This is a genomic window from Pseudomonas sp. GW823-FHT05G12 (genome assembly GCF_058795575.1).
In genome coordinates, this window is sequence record NZ_CM179501.1 from 2049422 (window position 1) to 2066939 (window position 17518).

The 17518-nt window shown below is 59.7% G+C and carries 19 protein-coding genes and 1 tRNA gene; 11 read left to right on the forward strand and 9 right to left on the reverse strand.

The window, feature by feature from the left end:
- Positions 1 to 42 precede the first annotated feature (42 nt).
- Positions 43 to 468, reverse strand: a complete 426-nt coding sequence (locus tag AC3RCM_RS09255; RefSeq protein WP_064493170.1) for a hypothetical protein — start codon at positions 466 to 468, stop codon at positions 43 to 45.
- 246 nt (positions 469 to 714) lie between these two features.
- Between AC3RCM_RS09255 and AC3RCM_RS09260 the strand changes: the two genes are divergently transcribed.
- Positions 715 to 1017 carry a hypothetical protein gene (locus tag AC3RCM_RS09260; protein WP_012051778.1) on the forward strand — a complete coding sequence of 101 codons (303 nt, stop codon included), beginning with the start codon at positions 715 to 717 and terminating at the stop codon, positions 1015 to 1017.
- A gap of 3 nt (positions 1018 to 1020) precedes the next feature.
- Here the strand turns inward: AC3RCM_RS09260 and AC3RCM_RS09265 are convergent, their stop codons facing one another.
- Positions 1021 to 2271 carry a 2-aminoadipate transaminase gene (locus tag AC3RCM_RS09265; RefSeq protein WP_064493172.1) on the reverse strand — a complete coding sequence of 417 codons (1251 nt, stop codon included), beginning with the start codon at positions 2269 to 2271 and terminating at the stop codon, positions 1021 to 1023.
- Positions 2272 to 2450: 179 nt separating this feature from the next.
- Complete coding sequence (gcvA, locus tag AC3RCM_RS09270; RefSeq protein ID WP_064493173.1) at positions 2451 to 3347, reverse strand: transcriptional regulator GcvA; 897 nt, start codon at positions 3345 to 3347, stop codon at positions 2451 to 2453.
- Between the two features lie 255 nt (positions 3348 to 3602).
- Between gcvA and AC3RCM_RS09275 the strand changes: the two genes are divergently transcribed.
- The 3 genes from AC3RCM_RS09275 to AC3RCM_RS09285 all read left to right on the forward strand — a co-directional run bounded on the left by AC3RCM_RS09275 (position 3603) and on the right by AC3RCM_RS09285 (position 6323).
- Complete coding sequence (locus AC3RCM_RS09275) at positions 3603 to 4985, forward strand: amino acid permease (RefSeq protein WP_003251396.1); 1383 nt, start codon at positions 3603 to 3605, stop codon at positions 4983 to 4985.
- A 57-nt stretch (positions 4986 to 5042) separates the two neighbouring features.
- Positions 5043 to 5540: a PaaI family thioesterase gene (locus tag AC3RCM_RS09280; RefSeq protein WP_198748401.1), complete on the forward strand. Its 498-nt coding sequence runs from the start codon at positions 5043 to 5045 to the stop codon at positions 5538 to 5540.
- 87 nt (positions 5541 to 5627) lie between these two features.
- A complete protein-coding gene (locus AC3RCM_RS09285; RefSeq protein WP_010954888.1) occupies positions 5628 to 6323 on the forward strand; it encodes a glutathione S-transferase N-terminal domain-containing protein in 696 nt (231 codons plus the stop codon).
- A 1270-nt stretch (positions 6324 to 7593) separates the two neighbouring features.
- On the opposite strand, the gene AC3RCM_RS09290 is transcribed toward AC3RCM_RS09285, so the two are convergent.
- Entirely contained in the window at positions 7594 to 9210 is a 1617-nt protein-coding gene (locus AC3RCM_RS09290) for an inorganic phosphate transporter (RefSeq protein ID WP_064493175.1), read from the reverse strand.
- A gap of 128 nt (positions 9211 to 9338) precedes the next feature.
- On the opposite strand from AC3RCM_RS09290, the gene AC3RCM_RS09295 reads away from it, so the two are divergent.
- The 7 genes from AC3RCM_RS09295 to AC3RCM_RS09325 all read left to right on the forward strand — a co-directional run bounded on the left by AC3RCM_RS09295 (position 9339) and on the right by AC3RCM_RS09325 (position 13940).
- Positions 9339 to 9725, forward strand: a complete 387-nt coding sequence (locus tag AC3RCM_RS09295; protein ID WP_104886387.1) for a DUF488 domain-containing protein — start codon at positions 9339 to 9341, stop codon at positions 9723 to 9725.
- A 10-nt stretch (positions 9726 to 9735) separates the two neighbouring features.
- On the forward strand, positions 9736 to 10179 hold the full coding sequence (locus tag AC3RCM_RS09300) for a GNAT family N-acetyltransferase (protein ID WP_104887834.1): 444 nt from the start codon (positions 9736 to 9738) through the stop codon (positions 10177 to 10179).
- A 107-nt stretch (positions 10180 to 10286) separates the two neighbouring features.
- The gene (locus AC3RCM_RS09305; protein ID WP_020192472.1) at positions 10287 to 10676 is read left to right on the forward strand and encodes a helix-turn-helix domain-containing protein; all 390 of its coding nucleotides are present in this window, start codon (positions 10287 to 10289) and stop codon (positions 10674 to 10676) included.
- A 63-nt stretch (positions 10677 to 10739) separates the two neighbouring features.
- A complete protein-coding gene (gacA, locus tag AC3RCM_RS09310; protein ID WP_003251380.1) occupies positions 10740 to 11378 on the forward strand; it encodes a response regulator transcription factor GacA in 639 nt (212 codons plus the stop codon).
- 6 nt (positions 11379 to 11384) lie between these two features.
- On the forward strand, positions 11385 to 13208 hold the full coding sequence (gene uvrC, locus AC3RCM_RS09315; protein WP_064493178.1) for an excinuclease ABC subunit UvrC: 1824 nt from the start codon (positions 11385 to 11387) through the stop codon (positions 13206 to 13208).
- Positions 13209 to 13240: 32 nt separating this feature from the next.
- Complete coding sequence (gene pgsA, locus AC3RCM_RS09320; protein WP_010954882.1) at positions 13241 to 13801, forward strand: CDP-diacylglycerol--glycerol-3-phosphate 3-phosphatidyltransferase; 561 nt, start codon at positions 13241 to 13243, stop codon at positions 13799 to 13801.
- A 63-nt stretch (positions 13802 to 13864) separates the two neighbouring features.
- Positions 13865 to 13940: transfer RNA gene (locus tag AC3RCM_RS09325), tRNA-Gly, on the forward strand.
- Between the two features lie 157 nt (positions 13941 to 14097).
- Here AC3RCM_RS09325 and AC3RCM_RS09330 read toward each other — a convergent pair.
- The 5 genes from AC3RCM_RS09330 to AC3RCM_RS09350 form a co-directional block, all read right to left on the reverse strand.
- The gene (locus AC3RCM_RS09330; RefSeq protein WP_492629536.1) at positions 14098 to 14775 is read right to left on the reverse strand and encodes a DsbA family protein; all 678 of its coding nucleotides are present in this window, start codon (positions 14773 to 14775) and stop codon (positions 14098 to 14100) included.
- 562 nt (positions 14776 to 15337) lie between these two features.
- A complete protein-coding gene (locus AC3RCM_RS09335; RefSeq protein ID WP_104886385.1) occupies positions 15338 to 15763 on the reverse strand; it encodes an SMI1/KNR4 family protein in 426 nt (141 codons plus the stop codon).
- Complete coding sequence (locus AC3RCM_RS09340) at positions 15735 to 16199, reverse strand: hypothetical protein (RefSeq protein WP_332874041.1); 465 nt, start codon at positions 16197 to 16199, stop codon at positions 15735 to 15737. The genes AC3RCM_RS09335 and AC3RCM_RS09340 overlap by 29 nt, the downstream gene beginning before the upstream one ends.
- A gap of 284 nt (positions 16200 to 16483) precedes the next feature.
- The gene (imm9, locus tag AC3RCM_RS09345; RefSeq protein ID WP_104886384.1) at positions 16484 to 16957 is read right to left on the reverse strand and encodes an Imm9 family immunity protein; all 474 of its coding nucleotides are present in this window, start codon (positions 16955 to 16957) and stop codon (positions 16484 to 16486) included.
- 63 nt (positions 16958 to 17020) lie between these two features.
- Positions 17021 to 17515, reverse strand: coding sequence for a hypothetical protein (locus AC3RCM_RS09350; protein ID WP_492629537.1), 495 nt, complete (start codon positions 17513 to 17515; stop codon positions 17021 to 17023).
- Between the last annotated feature and the right edge of the window lie 3 nt (positions 17516 to 17518).

A 17518-nucleotide genomic window follows, 5' to 3' on the forward strand; every position in this document is an offset into this window, starting at 1 on the left:
CAAGTTAGCAGACCGGTGGAATCCTGCCCTGCCACCGGGCCGTCAGTCGGCCTGGGCTTGCAGCATCCACTGGCCATCCACTTCACGGGCCAGGCCGCTGGCCGGCAGCAAGGCCAGCAGGCGCGTGTGCAGGGTGGCCTCGGTAAAGGTCTTGAGGGTGGTCAGGTCCAGCGCGCCGACCAGGTTGAGATCAGCCTTGGTGTACGACAGCCAGGCTTTTTTCAACACCTGGGCGACGTCGCTGCCAGCGGTGCTGGCGAACCGGCGGTGCCACTGGCGGCCTTCGAAGGTGAAGTTGTGCGCGTGGCTGTAGGTGCTTTGGTCGGCACCTTCTACGCAGCGGTGGCAGCGGCATGGGCCCTCGCCGAAGGCGTTGCGCAGGTAGCTGTTGAAGTCCACGACGGGCTTGAGGGACAGGCGTTTGTCGACTTCGAACAGGTCGGCGATCAGGGGTTCTTCGGCGCTCACTCGGGATCCTCGTGTGGTGGGGCGTGCATCGGCGGGCACCCTAACAGATCGGGGCATTCAGATCACCTGTTGCAGGCCCGGCTCTTCCCAGGCAGACCCGCCCGTCACAGGTGCCCTGCATACCCTGAGCAACATGCGATCCCTGTGGGAGCGGGCGTGCCCGCGAAGAGGCCAGTAGAGACAACAGAGACGGCCTGCCGTACTCTACGCGCCCGTACGCCTATACACCCACCGAGGTAACCCCGTTTGAGCACCAAGTACCCGTACATCGCCACCGTGACCATCAGCGCCGAAGACCGTGGCGGAGATACCGAAGCCTCGGAAAACCCCAAGATGCGCGTGGGCCTGGAAGCGGTGACCGAAACCCTGAAGAAGGTGCATTTCGTCGGTACGCTCGCGGCCCCTGAGAAACCGGCCACGCACATTTGCGTAACCCTGGAGAACGGCCTGACCTATTACGGCCCGATCGTCAACGGCCATGCCGAACTGGAAGGCGGCTGGATCGCCTTCGAGTCCGACATGCTTACCCCGGAAGAACTCGGCCTGTAAGCCTCAGTTCAGTTCTGCCAGGCACTGCTCGAGGATATCCAGCCCTTCCTCGAGCACCTCGGCCTCGATGGTCAGCGGTGCCAGCAGGCGAATGATGTGCCGCGCCTTGCCGCTGGGCATCAGCAGCAGGCCCCTGGCGCGGGCTGCTTCCATCACCTTGGCCAGCTGTGCCGGTGCCGGGCTGCCATCGGCATTGGCGAACTCGATCCCTCGCATGGCGCCCACGCCGGTCAGGCGGCCGATGTACGGGCTCAGGCCCGAAGCCTTCCAGCGCTCATAGCGGCTGACGATGGCCTGTTCCTGCCGTTCACCCCAGGTTGCAAGGTTTTCGTCGGTCATCTGCGCCAGGCTGGCCAAGGCCGCCGCACAGGCAATCGGGTTGCCCGAATAGGTGCCACCCAGGCCGCCCTTGGGCAGCGCCGCCATCAATTCCTTGCGCCCGACCACTGCACCCAGCGGCATACCGCCAGCGATGCTCTTTGCCAGCAACAGCAGGTCAGGCTCGATGCCCAGGCGCGGAAACGCGAAGCGCTGGCCGGTGCGGCCGAAGCCCGACTGGATCTCGTCGATGATGATCAGGATGCCACGCTCGTCGCAGAAGCGGCGCAGGGCCTGGGCGAAGGCCGGGTCCAGGGCAAGGAAGCCGCCTTCACCCTGCACGGGCTCGAAGATGAACGCCGCGACGTCCTCCACGGCCAGCTCGACGCTGAACAGGCGGTCCATGGCCTTGAGCGCCTGCTCGCAGGTAACTCCGGTATCCGCGCTGGGGTAGGGCAGGTGATACACCGGCCCGGGCAGTTCGCCGACCCGCTGCTTGTAGGGGGCGACCTTGCCATTGAGGTTCAGGGTGGCCAGGGTGCGGCCATGGAAGCCGCCGTCGAACGCGATGATGGCGCGTTTGCCGGTGGCGCCGCGGGCCACTTTCAGGGCGTTTTCCGCCGCTTCCGCGCCGCTGTTGGTGAGCATGCCGGCCAGTGGGTAGCTGACTGGCACAAACTGGCTCAGTTGCTCCATCAGGGCCAGGTAAGGGCCGTGAGGGGCCGCGTTGAAGGCGTAGTGGGTCAGGCGGGTGGCCTGAGCCTGGATAGCCTCGACCACAGCGGGGTTGCAGTGGCCCAGGTTGAGCACGCCGATACCGCCGACGAAGTCGATGTAACGTTTGCCGTCAGTGTCCCAGACTTCGGCATTACGGCCATGGGAAAGTGTGATCGGGTGAACGATGGCAATGGATTGGCTGATACTTTCCTGGTTCATGGGGCACGCGGACCTTATTCGAGTTTCTTATTATCCAAGCGTGTCGGCGGGTTATTCCGCAAACGAATTATTCGATTGCGATCATTCCATGGATTCGTGATCTAGCCGGTTTTTTGGGTTGGCTGTGCCGGCCTCTTCGCGGGCAAGCCCGCTCCTGCCAGAGGCCGGGGCAGGTCAAATCAATCGCCTTCAGCCACCCGCTCCCGGATCCACTGCACGAAGGCCCTGATCTTGGGCACTTCGGCCGCATGCTCGGCATGCGCGATGAAGTGCCTCCCGTTGCTTGCCACAGGGTGGTCCCAGGCCACCACCAGCTTGCCTTCGCTCAGCTCTTCGGCCACCAGATAGCGGGGAATCAGGGCTATGCCGCAGCCGGAGATGGCCGCGCGGATACACAGGTAGAACGTGTCGAAGCGCGGCCCGTGGTAGCTGTTCTGGCTATGCAAGCCAAGCCCCAGGAACCACTCATGCCAGGCCTCCGGCCGTGACACGCATTGCAACAGGCGGTGCTCAGTCAGCGCCTGGGCGCTGTCGAAACGGTTGCTGGCCAGCAGCTGCGGGCTGCACACCGGCACCACTTCTTCGCTGAACAACTCGATGCAGGTCGCCCCGGGCCAGGTGCCCTGGCCGAAGAAAAAGGCGACGTCAGCCTTGGCCTGTACCAGGTCGAATGGCTCCAGCTCGTTGCGCACATCCAGGTGAATGCGTGGGTAGCGGTCACCAAAACCCTTGAGCCTGGGCACCAGCCAGCGGGCGCCGAAGGTCGGCTGGGTGGCGATGCGCAGCACTTCGGTTTCGTCGCCGTAGCTGAGGATGTAGCGGCTGGATATGTCGATCTGGGTGAGGATCTTGTTCACTTCGGTGAGGTACAGCGCGCCGGCCGGGGTCAGGTGCAGGCGCCGGCGAATGCGCTGGAACAGCGAGTGCGAGAGCATGTCCTCAAGCTGCGCGACCTGCTTGCTGACGGCGCTCTGGGTCAGGTGCAGTTCCTGGGCCGCGCGGGTGAAGCTGAGGTGGCGAGCGGCCGCTTCGAAGCACTGAAGGGCGGTGGTCGAAGGCATCAGGCGTTTGGACATGACGGGCGAATACCGAGCAAAAAAGGAAGGAGTTCATTCCATAAAGGAATTATGTGGTTCGAAAAGGTCGTTTGTTGACCCCGGCCTATAGATTAATACTGACCTGGATCAACGATTACAACCGGTCATGCGAAGAGGAGGTCAATACCCGCTTCGGTCATCTGCAAAACAACAACAACACACATCAGAAATTTATAAGAATTCTGCTCAGACCTTCAGCCGCTTTGCTGCGGCCGACCCATTCGAGGGTTCTTCATGGCTTCGCAAGACAACAAGAAACAGCGCTCACTGCAGCACGGCCTGACTTCCCGTCAGGTTTCCATGATCTCCATTGCCGGCATCATCGGCGCCGGGCTGTTCATCGGGTCCTCCAACGCCATTGCCACCGCCGGCCCGGCCATCCTCATCTCCTACGCCATGACTGGCCTGCTGGTCTTGCTGGTGATGCGCATGCTGGGTGAAATGGCCATCGCAAACCCCAACAGCGGCTCTTTTTCCACCTACGCCTCGGAGGCCATCGGGCCTTGGGCGGGCTTTACCATTGGCTGGTTGTACTGGTGGTTCTGGGTGTTGATCATTCCGGTGGAAGCCATTGCCGGTGCTGACATCCTGCATGCCTACTTCCCTGGCGTGCCGTCCTGGCTGTTCGCTTTCCTGATCATGCTGGTGCTGTCGGGCACCAACCTGGTCAGCGTGAAGAACTTCGGTGCTTTCGAGTACTGGTTCGCGTTGGTCAAGGTGGTCGCGATCATTGGCTTCATCGGGGTGTGCACCTTGGCGGTGTTCGGCTTCTGGCCGCTGGCAGAGGTATCCGGGGTGAGCCGGCTGTGGGACAGCGGTGGTTTCATGCCCAATGGGTTCGGGACGGTGCTTGGGGGCGTGCTGATCACCATCTTCTCGTTCTTCGGTGCCGAAATCGTCACCATCGCGGCTGACGAAACTGCCAACCCGAAAGACAAGATTCGCCGCGCCACCAACCTGGTGGTGTACCGCATCGCCATCTTCTACCTGGCGTCGATCTTCCTGGTGGTGTCGCTGGTGGCCTGGAACGACCCCGGGCTCAAAGCGGTAGGGTCGTTCCAGCGTGTACTGGAAGTGCTGAACGTGCCGGGCGCCAAGTTGCTGGTTGACCTGGTGGTGCTGGTGGCGGTGACAAGTTGCATGAACTCGGGGCTGTACACGGCGTCGCGCATGCTCTATTCGCTTGGCGCGCGTGGCCAGGCGCTGAGCGTGACCAAGCGCATCTCCGGTTCCGGCGTGCCGACCGTGGCAGTGATCTTCTCGACCCTGGCGGGTTTCGCTGGCTGCCTCGTCAACTATGTGTTCCCGGGCAAGGTGTTTGGCTTCCTGCTGTCGACCACTGGCGCCATCGCTTTGCTGGTGTACCTGGTCATTGCCGTGTCGCAGCTGCGCATGCGTGCCCGTGCCGAGCGTGAAGGGCGCCCGCTGGAACTGAAGATGTGGCTGTTCCCGTGGCTGACCTGGCTGGTGATCGGCACCATCGTCATGGTGCTGGGCTACATGCTGTTCAGCGATGCCTACCGCTATGAGACGCTGATGACTGCCGGGGTGACCGCGTTCATCCTGCTGGTTTCGCTGACCCAGCGGCGTACGAAGATGGTTGCCCAGACGGTCTGATGTTTCTGCTTTAATGGGGGCGTTGCGCGCCCCCATTCCAACAAGCACAGGAAGCGTATGACTGATCACACACTTTCCCTTCAAGCCCTCGCGGCCCCTGAGGGTACTTGCTATGGCTGCGGCTGTTCCCACCCCAGCGGCCTGCACCTGCAAAGCCACTGGGACGCCGACGGTGTTCATTTGGTGTGCCGGCACTCGCCCGACAGCACCTTCATTGGCTGGCCTGGCCTGGTTTACGGTGGCCTGCTGGCGATGCTGGTCGACTGCCACTCCAACTGGACGGCGATGGCCTACCACTACCGTAACGAAGGCCGAGAACCGGGCAGCTTGCCGCGTATCGACTGCGTTACCGGCACGCTCAACCTGACCTACCTGAAACCTACGCCGATGGGCGTCGAGCTGTTGCTCAAGGCGCGTGTCGAAGGCGAAGTGGGGCGCAAGAGCCGGGTAGTCTGCGAAGTCTGGGCAGAGGATGTACTGACTGTGACCGCCGACTCCGTGTTTGTCCGCGTCGATACCGAAAAGCTCAAGCTCAAGGCCCACGGCCAGGCCTGAGCTGCCAACGCTGATGAGTGGTCGGTGATGGTCAGCGGCTGGGGATGTCTCTAGAGTGACAGGTTCATTCCCTTGGCAAGGTTGATCATGACCGAACTCAGTGCTTTCCCCATTACCCGCAAATGGCCCGCCAAACACCCCGAACGCCTGCAGTTGTACTCGTTGCCGACGCCCAACGGGGTGAAGGTGTCGATCATGCTCGAAGAGATTGGCTTGGCTTACGAGGCGCACAAGGTCAGCTTCGACAATGACGACCAATTGAGCCCCGAGTTCATCTCGCTCAGCGCGAACAACAAGATCCCCGCCATCCTCGACCCGAACGGGCCGGGCGGTCAGCCGCTGGCGCTGTTCGAATCGGGGGCGATCTTGCAGTACCTGGCGGAGAAGAGCGGCCAGCTGCTCAGCCAGGACCCCGCCCAGCGCTACCAGACCCTGCAGTGGCTGATGTTCCAGATGGGCGGCATCGGGCCGATGTTCGGCCAGGTCGGGTTCTTCCATTTCTTTGCTGGCAAGGAATATGAAGACAAGCGCCCGCGCGACCGCTATGTCAACGAGTCCAAGCGGCTGCTGGGCGTGCTGGATCGGCATTTGAAAGGTCGGCAGTGGATGGCTGAGGAATACAGCATCGCCGACATCGCCATCTTCCCTTGGGTGCGTAACCTGGTGGAGCGCTACAACGCCCGTGACCTGGTGGGCTTCGACCAGTTCAAGGAAGTGCAGCGCGTGCTGGCGAATTTCCTGGAACGGCCAGCTGTGCAGCGTGGCCTGAAAATCCCGGGCTGATCAACCTGTGCAGGGACAACAGCCTTGCGCAAACTTCGAAACGCCTGCCGGTCGCCCGTAGGAGCGGGTTTACCCGCGAAAGGGCCGGGCCTGCTGGCCAATCTCCACCCGCCGTTCACGGTTGCCGCCGCTCCCGTCTTCGCGGGTAAACCCGCTCCTACGCAGATCGGTGGTGGACACGCATCTGGGGTCGGACTCAGGTCGTCGTAGGAGCGGGTTCACCCGCGAAAGGGCCGGGCCTGCTGGCCAATCTCCACCCGCCGTTCACGGTTGCCGCGGCTACCGTATTCGCGGGTAAACCCGCTCCTACGCAGATCGGTGTTGGACACGCATCTGGGGTCGGACTCAGGTCGCCCGTAGGAGCGGGTTCACCCGCGAAAGGGCCGGACCTGCTGGCCAATCTCCACCCGCCGTTCACGGTTGCCGCCGCTCCCGTCTTCGCGGGTAAACCCGCTCCTACGCAGATTGGTGGTGGACACGCATCTGGGGTCGGACTCAGGTCGTCGTAGGCGCGGGTTTACCCGCGAAAGGGCCGGGCCTGCTGGCCAATCTCCACCCGCCGTTCACGGTTGCCGCGGCTACCGTATTCGCGGGTAAACCCGCTCCTACGCAGATCGGTGGTGGACACGCATCTAGGGTCGGACTCAGGTCGTCGTAGGAGCGGGTTCACCCGCGAAAGGGCCGGGCCTGCTGGCCAATCTCCACCTGCCATTCACGGTTGCCGCCGCTCCCGTATTCGCGGGTAAACCCGCTCCTACGCAGATCGGTGGTGGACACGCATCTGGGGTCGGACTCAGGTCGCCCGTAGGAGCGGGTTCACCCGCGAAAGGGCCGGGCCTGCTGGCCAATCTCCACCTGCCGTTCACGGTTGCCGCCGCTCCCGTCTTCGCGGGTAAACCCGCTCCTACGCAGATCGGTGGTGGACACGCATCTAGGGTCGGACTCAGGCCGTCGTAGGAGCGGGTTCACCCGCGAAAGGGCCGGGCCTGCTGGCCAATCTCCACCCGCCGTTCACGGTTGCCGCCGCTCCCGTCTTCGCGGGTAAACCCGCTCCTACGCAGATCGGTGGTGTACACGCATCTGGGGTCGGACTCAGGTCGTCGTAGGAGCGGGTTTACCCGCGAAAGGGCCGGGCCTGCTGGCCAATCTCCACCCGCCGTTCACGGTTGCCGCGGCTACCGTATTCGCGGGTAAACCCGCTCCTACCAAGGTGGTGGACACATGCCGGAGATTGGGCGAGTCCATCGATTACATCCGACGGCGTACGGGTTCAGAAGATGTGGTTCAGCAGCCAGTACAGGCCGCCAGCCAACAGCATTGCCGCTGGCAGGGTCAGCACCCAGGCCATCAGCAGATTGAACAAAGTGCGTTTCTGAATCCCCGACCCATTGGCGACCATGGCGCCGGCCACCCCCGAACTCAGCACATGCGTGGTCGACACCGGCAGCCCGAACATATCCGCCGCGCCAATGGTGCACATCGCCACCACTTCGGCTGATGCGCCTTGGGCATAGCTGAGGTGGGTCTTGCCGATCTTCTCGCCAACGGTGACTACAATACGTCGCCAGCCAACCATGGTCCCCAGCCCCAGCGCGATGGCTACAGCCACCTTCACCCACAACGGAATATAGCGGGTGGCGTCGTCCAGCTGGGCCTTGAACAACTGCACTTGGCTGCGGGTGTCGGCATCGAATGTCACCAGGTGGTTTTTCTCCATGAGGCGGATGGCTTCACTGGTCAGGTACATGTCATTGCGCACGTTGGCCATGGCTTCAGCCGGTATGCGCTTGAGCGAGCCATAGCCTTTGACCTCTTCGCCGATCATCCCGGTCAGCGCCGCCAATGCCGGTACCAGGTGCGGGCTGGCCTTGGGCGCGGCAATGAACAGGGTCAGTACCTGGCGCGGGTCAGCCGGGGCCGCTTGCGGGTCGCTGCGTACCAGTGCCTGGCGGGTCACCTCGGCGACAGCGGAAAACTGCAGGGCCTGCCCGTTGGGCATGGTCTTGTTCAGCGCATAAGCCATCGGCAGGGTGCCGACCAGAATCAGCATGATCAACCCCATGCCTTTCTGGCCATCGTTGGAGCCGTGGGCAAAAGAGACCCCGGTGCAGGTCAGAATCAGTAGGCTGCGGATCCACCACGGTGGAGGTGTCTGGCCTTCCGGTGCCTGGTACAGCGCCTTGCGTTTGACCAGCGCGCGCAGGGCCAGCAGCAACAGGGCTGCGCAAGCAAAACCAATCAGCGGTGAGAACAGCAGGGCATAACCCACCTTGCTGGCCTGGGCCCAGTCCACGCCGCTGGTGCCGTCACGCCCATGCATCAGCGCATTGGCCACGCCCACGCCTATGATCGAGCCGATCAGGGTGTGCGAGGACGATGCCGGCAGGCCCAGCCACCAAGTGCCAAGGTTCCAGATGATCGCCGCCAGCAGCAGGGCGAAGACCATGGCGAAGCCGGCCGAAGAACCCACCTGTAGAATCAGTTCTACCGGTAGTAATGCGATGATGCCGAAGGCCACCGCGCCACTGGAAAAAAGCACGCCCAGGAAGTTGCACAGCCCAGACCACACCACTGCGACCGGCGCCGGCAACGAATGGGTGTATATCACGGTGGCTACCGCGTTGGCGGTGTCGTGGAAGCCGTTGACGAACTCGAAGCCCAGGGCAATCAGCAGCGCCAGGCCCAGCAGAAGAAACGGTGTGGCCGTGGTGATGACCGTACCGCTTGCGGTCACATCCTGCTTGAGGCTCCAGGCGGTGTAGGCGATACCAGCCAGCAGCAGGCTGAAGAACAACGTTAAGGTGGCACGCCCAGGCTTGTGGGAGAGCTGCGGGCGGGCGTCGTGTTGGGCCAGTAGTGGGCTGCTGGCCACTGACGGGGTTGCCATGGGGGCTCCGGTTGGCGTTGGGCGATGATGCCGAAGGCCTTGAGCATAGAAACAATTCGTAACCCGGCCGTGACCTCGGTCAATGAATTATCTAGGCTCAAGACAGACGGTAATGGCAGGAGACGCCCATGATTCGCTGCAAGCGTGTCTATGATGCGGTTGGAGATGAAGATGGCCAGCGTGTACTGGTCGACCGCCTGTGGCCGCGCAACAAACGCAAGGAAGACCTCCATGGTCAGTGGTTGCGCGAAGTGGCACCTTCGAATGAATTGCGTAAGGCGTTCCACCAGGGGGACGTGGATTTCGCCGGTTTTACCCAGCGTTACCAGCAAGCGCTGGCGGCCCACCCCGAACATTGGTATCCGCTGCTGGACATGGCCAGGAAGGGGACGCTGACATTGCTTTATGCCGGCAAGGACAGCGAGCACAACAATGCCCGGGTGCTGGCCGACTGGTTGGAAAACGAACTGGACAGGAGTGGCCCTGGCAGTTCGCCAGTTTGTTATGCCCAATGAGTGCGATGCGATGCCCTTACAGTTGATTCCCGCCCAAGACATCCACTGCACCTTCGCCCGCGACCTTACGCGCCGCGCCATGTTGCCCTACTACCGTGAATTCGACCTGCTGTGGATCGAGGACGCCTTCGATGCGGCCTGGGGCTGGCGCGAGCAGTGGCTGGTGATCGAAGGCGACACGCTGTTGGGTTTTTGCAGCCTCAGCCAGGACCGCCAGGCGCTGTTCATCCGCGAGTTGCACCTGTTGCCTGAGCACCGTGGGCGAGGGGTCGGTAGCTGGGTGCTGGAAGAACTGGCGCTGTGGGCCAGGCAGCGGCGCCTTCCTCTGTTGCGGCTGATGGTGTTCCGCAGCAACCCGGCCCGCCTGCTGTACCAGCGTCATGGCTTCGTCGAAATGGGTGAAGACGAATGCTTTGTACGGATGCAGCGAGATATCAACATAGTAGCTAAATGATGGCTTGTCGCGACCGCAGAGCATGGGCATAGTGGATCCACACCTTTACGGCTGCCTGCAGGCGGGCAGGCCGTACTTGAGGAGATAAGGGAAAAGGAGAAGCCCCTATGAACGGAATCGGTATGCGGCTGCGGGAAGAGCGTGAGCGGCTGGGTATGACCCAGCGTGTATTTGGCGATATCGGTGGGGTCGAGCCCAACGCTCAGGGTAAGTACGAAAGCGGTGAACGCACGCCGCGGCTAGATTACCTGGCGGCATTGGCGACCCGGGGCGTGGATGCGTTGTATGTCCTCAGCGGCCTGCGTACCCCGGCAGCGCTCGAAGGTTTGAACACGGATGAGTCCGGTTTGCTGGGGGCTTTTCGGAAATTGCGGTCGGATGATCAGGCGGCGCTCTTGCACCTTTTGGGGCGGTTGGCCAACGACGCCAAGCCCCGGCAAATAGTGCGGCCGCTTACTGTCGAACGTCAGTCGTTTCTGAAGGAAGCAATGCGTTAGGCCCACCGTGAAAAATTTTGTTAAGGTGGCGGGATCCAATCGCCCTGCTGACGAGGTGTGTGCTTGATTAGGGTCTTAGTGGTCGATGATCACGATCTGGTACGAACCGGTATTACACGGATGTTGGCCGACATCGACGGCCTGCAGGTGGTGGGTGAGGGAGACTCGGGCGAGTCGGCACTGAAGCTGGCCCGGGAGCTGAAACCGGACGTTGTGCTGATGGATGTGAAAATGCCCGGCATCGGCGGCCTGGAGGCCACCCGCAAACTGCTGCGCAGCCACCCTGACATCAAGGTAGTGGCGGTGACGGTGTGCGAGGAAGACCCGTTCCCCACACGCTTGTTGCAGGCCGGCGCTGCCGGCTACCTGACCAAGGGTGCAGGCCTTGACGAAATGGTCCAGGCCATTCGTCTGGCCTTTGCCGGCCAGCGCTATATCAGCCCGCAGATCGCCCAGCAGTTGGCGCTGAAACCGTTCCAGCCGCAGGGGTCTCCGTTCGACGCATTGTCCGAACGGGAAATCCAGATTGCCCTGATGATCGTCGGCTGCCAGAAAGTGCAGATCATCTCCGACAAGTTGTGCCTCTCGCCCAAGACCGTCAATACTTACCGTTATCGGATCTTTGAAAAACTCTCGGTCACCAGCGACGTCGAATTGACCTTGCTGGCCGTTCGCCACGGTATGGTTGACGCAAGCCTGTAAAACCTCATGTCCCAAGTCTTTGATGCCAGCGCATTCCTGGCGACCTGCAGCGGTCGCCCGGGCGTTTACCGGATGTTCGACGGCGAAGCCCGGCTGCTTTACGTGGGCAAGGCCAAGAACCTGAAGAAGCGCCTGGCCAGCTATTTCCGCAAGACCGGCTTGGCGCCCAAGACCGCCGCGCTGGTTGCGCGCATCGCCCAGGTTGAAACCACCATCACCGCCAACGAAACCGAGGCGTTGCTGCTGGAGCAGAACCTGATCAAGGAGTGGCGGCCGCCTTACAACATCCTGCTGCGCGACGATAAGTCCTACCCGTACGTCTTTCTGTCCGATGGCGAGTTCCCGCGCCTGGGTATTCACCGTGGGGCGAAAAAGGCCAAGGGCCGTTACTTTGGCCCGTACCCCAGCGCCGGGGCCATTCGCGAAAGCCTCAGCCTGCTGCAAAAGGCTTTTTCTGTGCGTCAGTGCGAAGACAGCTACTACGCCAACCGCACCCGGCCATGCCTGCAGTACCAGATAAAACGCTGCAAAGGGCCCTGCACCGACCTGGTGACTGCCGAGGAATACGCAGAGGACGTGCGTCATTCGGTGATGTTTCTGGAAGGGCGTAGCCAGCAACTGGGCAATGAGTTGAATGCCGAGATGGAAAAGGCCGCCATGGCCCTCGATTTCGAAAAAGCCGCCGAGCTGCGTGACCAGATCGCCTTGTTGCGCCGCGTGCAGGACCAACAGTACATCGAGGGCGGCAGCGGCGATGTCGACGTCATCGCCGCCTTCGTCAACCCGGGTGGTGCCTGTGTGCACCTGATCAGCGTGCGCGGCGGGCGGGTACTGGGCAGCAAGAACTTCTTCCCGCAGGTGGGCATCGAGGAGGAGGTGGCCGAGGTCATGGCCGCATTCCTGTCCCAGTACTATCTGGGCAACGCAGAGCGCGAGCTACCCGGCGAGTTGATCGTCAATGTTGTTCACGAAGATTTCAACGCCATCACCGAAGCGCTGCACACGCTGCGTGGCCGCGAACTGACCATCAGCCACCGGGTGCGTGGCACTCGCGCCCGCTGGCAGCAACTGGCCGTGACCAATGCCGAGCAGGCGCTGAATGCCCGCCTGGCCAACCGCCAGCACATGGCTGCGCGCTTCGAAGCCCTGGCCGAAGTGCTGGGCCTGGATGAAGTGCCGCAACGCCTGGAATGCTACGACATCAGCCACTCCAGTGGTGAAGCTACCGTGGCCAGTTGCGTGGTGTTCGGCCCCGAAGGGCCGATCAAGTCCGACTACCGCCGCTTCAACATCGAAGGCGTCACCGCAGGTGACGATTATGCGGCCATGCATCAGGCCCTGACCCGCCGCTATGGGCGCATCAAGGACGGCGAGGGCAAGCTGCCCGATGTGCTGCTGGTGGACGGCGGCAAGGGCCAGCTGAACATGGCCCGCGATGTGATGCAGGAGCTGGGCTTCACCGACCTGACCCTGCTGGGTGTGGCCAAGGGCGTCACACGCAAGGCGGGTTTCGAAACCCTGTACCTGAACGATGTGCATCACGAATTCACCCTCAAGGGCGATTCGTCAGCGTTGCACCTGATCCAGCAGATCCGCGACGAAGCCCACCGCTTCGCTATCACCGGCCACCGCGCCCGCCGTGGCAAGGCCCGTCGAGTCTCCAGCCTTGAAGATGTGGCCGGGGTAGGGCCCAAGCGCCGCCGCGACCTGCTGAAACATTTCGGCGGCCTGCAGGAGCTCAACCGCGCCAGTATCGATGAAATCGCCAAAGCCCCCGGCATCAGTAAAAAGCTTGCCGAATCAATTTATGCCAGCCTGCATAGCGAGTAGAATGCCGGCTCAACTTGCAGCCAGTCGTACCGATGAATATTCCAAACCTGCTCACCGTTCTACGCGTCCTGCTCATTCCGTGCTTCATTCTGCTGTTCTACATGCCCTATCAGTGGAGTTACATGGCCGCCAGCAGCGTATTCGCCGTTGCCGCCGCCACCGATTGGCTGGACGGCTACCTGGCGCGTCGACTGCAGCAGAGCACGCCGTTCGGCGCCTTCCTCGACCCGGTGGCCGACAAGCTGATGGTGGCAGTGGCCCTGGTGCTGCTGGTGCAGACCCACGCCAACTTCTGGCTGACCCTGCCCGCCGCGGTGATCATCGGCCGCGAGATCGTGGTGTCTGCGCTGCGCGAGTGGATGGCTGAGCTAGGCGCGCGGGCGCATGTGGCGGTGTCCAACCTCGGTAAGTGGAAGACTGCGGCGCAGATGCTGGCGCTGGTGATCCTGCTGGGCAACCCGCCGGTGGTGACCTTCTGGGTGATTCTGGGCTACGGGCTGCTGCTGGTGGCAGCGGGGCTGACGCTGTGGTCGATGGTGCACTACCTGCTGGCCGCCTGGCCGCACCTGCGCGAAGGCTCGGAAAAAAAATAAAAGTTTTTTGAATCAAGGGGTTGACGCTGTTTTAGAAATCGCTAGAATGGCACCCATCACGACGCGGGAATAGCTCAGTTGGTAGAGCACGACCTTGCCAAGGTCGGGGTCGCGAGTTCGAGTCTCGTTTCCCGCTCCAAATAAAGATCTACAGGTTTCAGTCGAAGTCTGTAAGTCGTTGAAAAAAGGCCCTTCGGGGCCTTTTTTCGTTCGAATGCATTCTGCCTCAATACCCGCCCTCCACGAAATTCAAGTACAAACACCACAACGCGGCGCCCTGGCCGTGACGTCGTGTGCTACCTGGACATATCGCTGATCACGTCAGCGGGCATTTCAAAAATCTCGGGTGCGCTCAACAGGTCCACTGCGGACAGCAAGGCATCGGGATCGATTGGGTCTTCCAGGATCAGCGTGTGCTGGGTGTGATTGTCGGTCAGGCGCAGCGTGGGGGTAGCGTTGAATCCGTTCTCCAAGGCTTGCGCTTTTTGCGTGTCCACGACTTGGGCAGCCCGTTCGCCGGGCAGGCAGCGTTGCAGGGACGGGCCGATGTCCGGATAGTCGTGTCCAGCAGCCAACCCACGGCCGTTGCGTTGGGTATTCAGGTAGACCCGGAGCACGGCCCCCCAAACGCCTTCGCGACCCTCACGCTGGCCCATGCATTCGATCAGTCGCGCTTCCCGACTGGCGGCCGCTTCATGCTGGGGGAGGGGCAGGTGACGCCAGGCCAGGTTGACGTGATCGTTGGTGACGATCCAGCGTTGCAATTGCGGCAGGTAGCCCTGGCAGCGCGGGCATTCGAGGTCGGCGTAGAGGGTGATGGTGAAGCGCGCTTCGGGGTTGCCGTAGATCTGCTGCGGGCCATCATCGGCGGTGGAACGAAAAGGTAGCGGCAGCCACCAGCACAATGCCAAAACCGCGGCTGCGAGCCAGCCGCAGGCCCACTTTAGGTTGGTTGCACTCATCCGTTTGCGCATGTTGTTGCTCCTGGCAATTCCAGATCGAACGGCTCGAAACCGGTGCGCCGTTTCCATCCTGAGTCATGCGGAGGGCGGCATCGAGTCCACTGATGCCGAGTTGCTGCATGAGGCTATGACGCTGGCTTGCTCTTCAGGTTCCGTCATCGCCAGTGCCAGATATGAACGGCGGGTGGCACGGTGCGGAACAACGGCTCCGCTTTCGTTTCAACGATGGACGCTGCGGGGTTAAACGCTTTCGATAGAAGTGGCGCCGCGGCGGTTTGGAAGTAAATTCACACGATGTCCCGCTGCCCCTTAAACGCATGGCCTGCAGGCAGCATGCGTCAGCGCAGGTGCATGCCTGAACCTGGAAGCCCTGCTCAATCAGCCAGCTTTTCTGAGCTTCGGTTTTGCTGGCGAGGGGATTCACGGTTTGATTCCTCAGGTAGGCCAAGGCGAATCGGGCAAGCCGCTGAAGCGTTACTCTCTGGTCCTGTTGCCTTGTCTTGCGTATCTGGATTGACGCACGAATCAACGGATTTTCCCTAATACGGTGACCCGCATGCTTATAACGTTATCTCTATGATAATGCTTGGTTTAGCAAGTCGTTGAATGTGGTATGCAGAACTTCCGTTTCTCCACTGTCGTGAAAATAGATTAATATATGGCCGGTTCGGCTGGTCAGTATTGGGTTGCCTGCGCCGTCGTCCGATATTACATATGAGTTCATGAGCTCATTAGAAAGGTTGGTAGTGTATTGTCGAAAGCGCTGAGTTAACTCAGTTACTGTTTCGTTACCTATCATATCACCGTTATCAAAGGCGTGAATTGCAATGCCGCAAAATGCTCCGCCAAAAATTTTTATAAAATCAATGTACTGGGTGTCAAATTTGATATTTAAATTTATTTCTGCGTCTTTTATTTCGTTATCGGTCGCCGGTCGTCCGCGGAGAGCATTATCGCTCTCAACTAATTTTTCAATTCTTTTCTGAAGGATGTTGTCCATTATGGGCACCTTGCTGGTGAGGATGATTTAGCGTCGATTCTATTTTGCAGATAGTTAGAGGCTTGATTCGCCGGAAACGCTCTTTTCCAGAAATTAATTTCTGCTCGATTACTGAATCCGTGTCCTTTTTAATCACTGTGTGGGTGTGTTCACCCCGGGCATTGATGCTTTCGCGCAAGCGGCCATGGGCGTCGTAGTGATACAGCGTCTGGGCATTGCTGCAGTCGCGGTAGCTGAGCAACTGACCGCACGTGTTCCAGCTCAGGCACTTGCTCTTTTCGAGGGCATCGGTGACCTGGGTAACACGACCTTCCGGGTCGTATTGGTACTGTGTCTCGCGCCCCAGCGGGTCCTGCTGCCAGAGCAGATTGCCGTGGCTATCGTAGCCGTATTGCCGAGTCCGTCCGGCTGTATCGGTGACCTGGATGGGTAGCACCCAATGTCGTAGGTATTTGATGTGTTCGCTGCGGCTGAGGGGATCGCGGGTTTCGATCAGGCGGCCGATATCGTCGTAGCTGTAGCGCGATTCTCCGCCTGAGGGCCGATGCTTTTTTTCAAGTTGTCTGCTGATAACTTCATCTTGTCAGAAATTTTCGAGGGCTCGATGTATTTGTACGCCTCATACATCGCCCCCCAGTAATAGCGACGGTTTTGGCCGAGGCCATCGGTGACGAAGTTATTGCCGTTCTCCATATGTCGGTGCGGGCGGCAAATGAGATTTTAATCTTCTTCCTTGAATTGAATTTTGACACCGTGACATGTTATGCCGGTTTCAAATGTTTTGCGTATTGCTAGTTCGATGCTGTTTGTGATGTAGTCGCCAAGGCTTTTGTAATTTGAGTATAGAGGTGTAATTGCTCTAAATTTTTTCTCATCTACAGCTAGGAAGTAACCGAGCTCCTTTAAGGGGAGGCCATATGATGCGTCATCAAGACTGGGGGGCGGGACAGAGATTGAAATTTCAAATTCGTTGTCAGATGGGTATCTGATTGTGCGCTTGTAAATTCCAATTTTATCGGTGTTTATAATGGTTGCGGAGATTAAAATACCCCACCCATTAAGTTTTTCGATATTTATGGTTGGTCTTATTTTTTCTATGTATTCATTGATTTTGTGAGTGATGTCATTGATGTCGATTAAATCGTTAATGCATGGTACCTCATTGGAGAGAATGCATTTTATCGAGTTTGGCATGGGTGCCCTCTGAGGTTGTCTTGTCTGAAAATCCTCTGGATTAGATCCCTTGGCTCTGGTGCTCTAATCACGCATCCATTCCACGATCCATGGATGATTAATTATGTCTGGTGAAAGTTCTGTGAGAATTTTGATAAAGGTGTTTTTGGCGATGTATAGCATTTCCAATAGCTCAGAGTTGTGGATTTTTTCGACTTCAGGATCGGGTTTCCAACTGGTGTAACTAGTACAGGCGATTTGATGCATGCTATTAATGTCTGGGGCGGAAATTTTTAAGTATCTTTCAATGCCTTGCTCATAAAGGTCTATGGCTAGGGTATTTCTTTTTTTTACCAAATTTACTGCGTCTGGCAGTTGTTCTAGGAACACGGCTAGATCAATTCCGCTGTCCACTGGCCAATTATCTTGTCCGAAACCGGAAATATTGAAATCTACTTGTTTTTCAATAAATTGGCATATGTCCATCAACATGGATCGGACGTCCTCTTCCTCTGGGTTGTAGCTGCGGAGAGTGAAATTTTCAAAGTTTGATGATTTGATTGTTATTTTAATTTTCATATA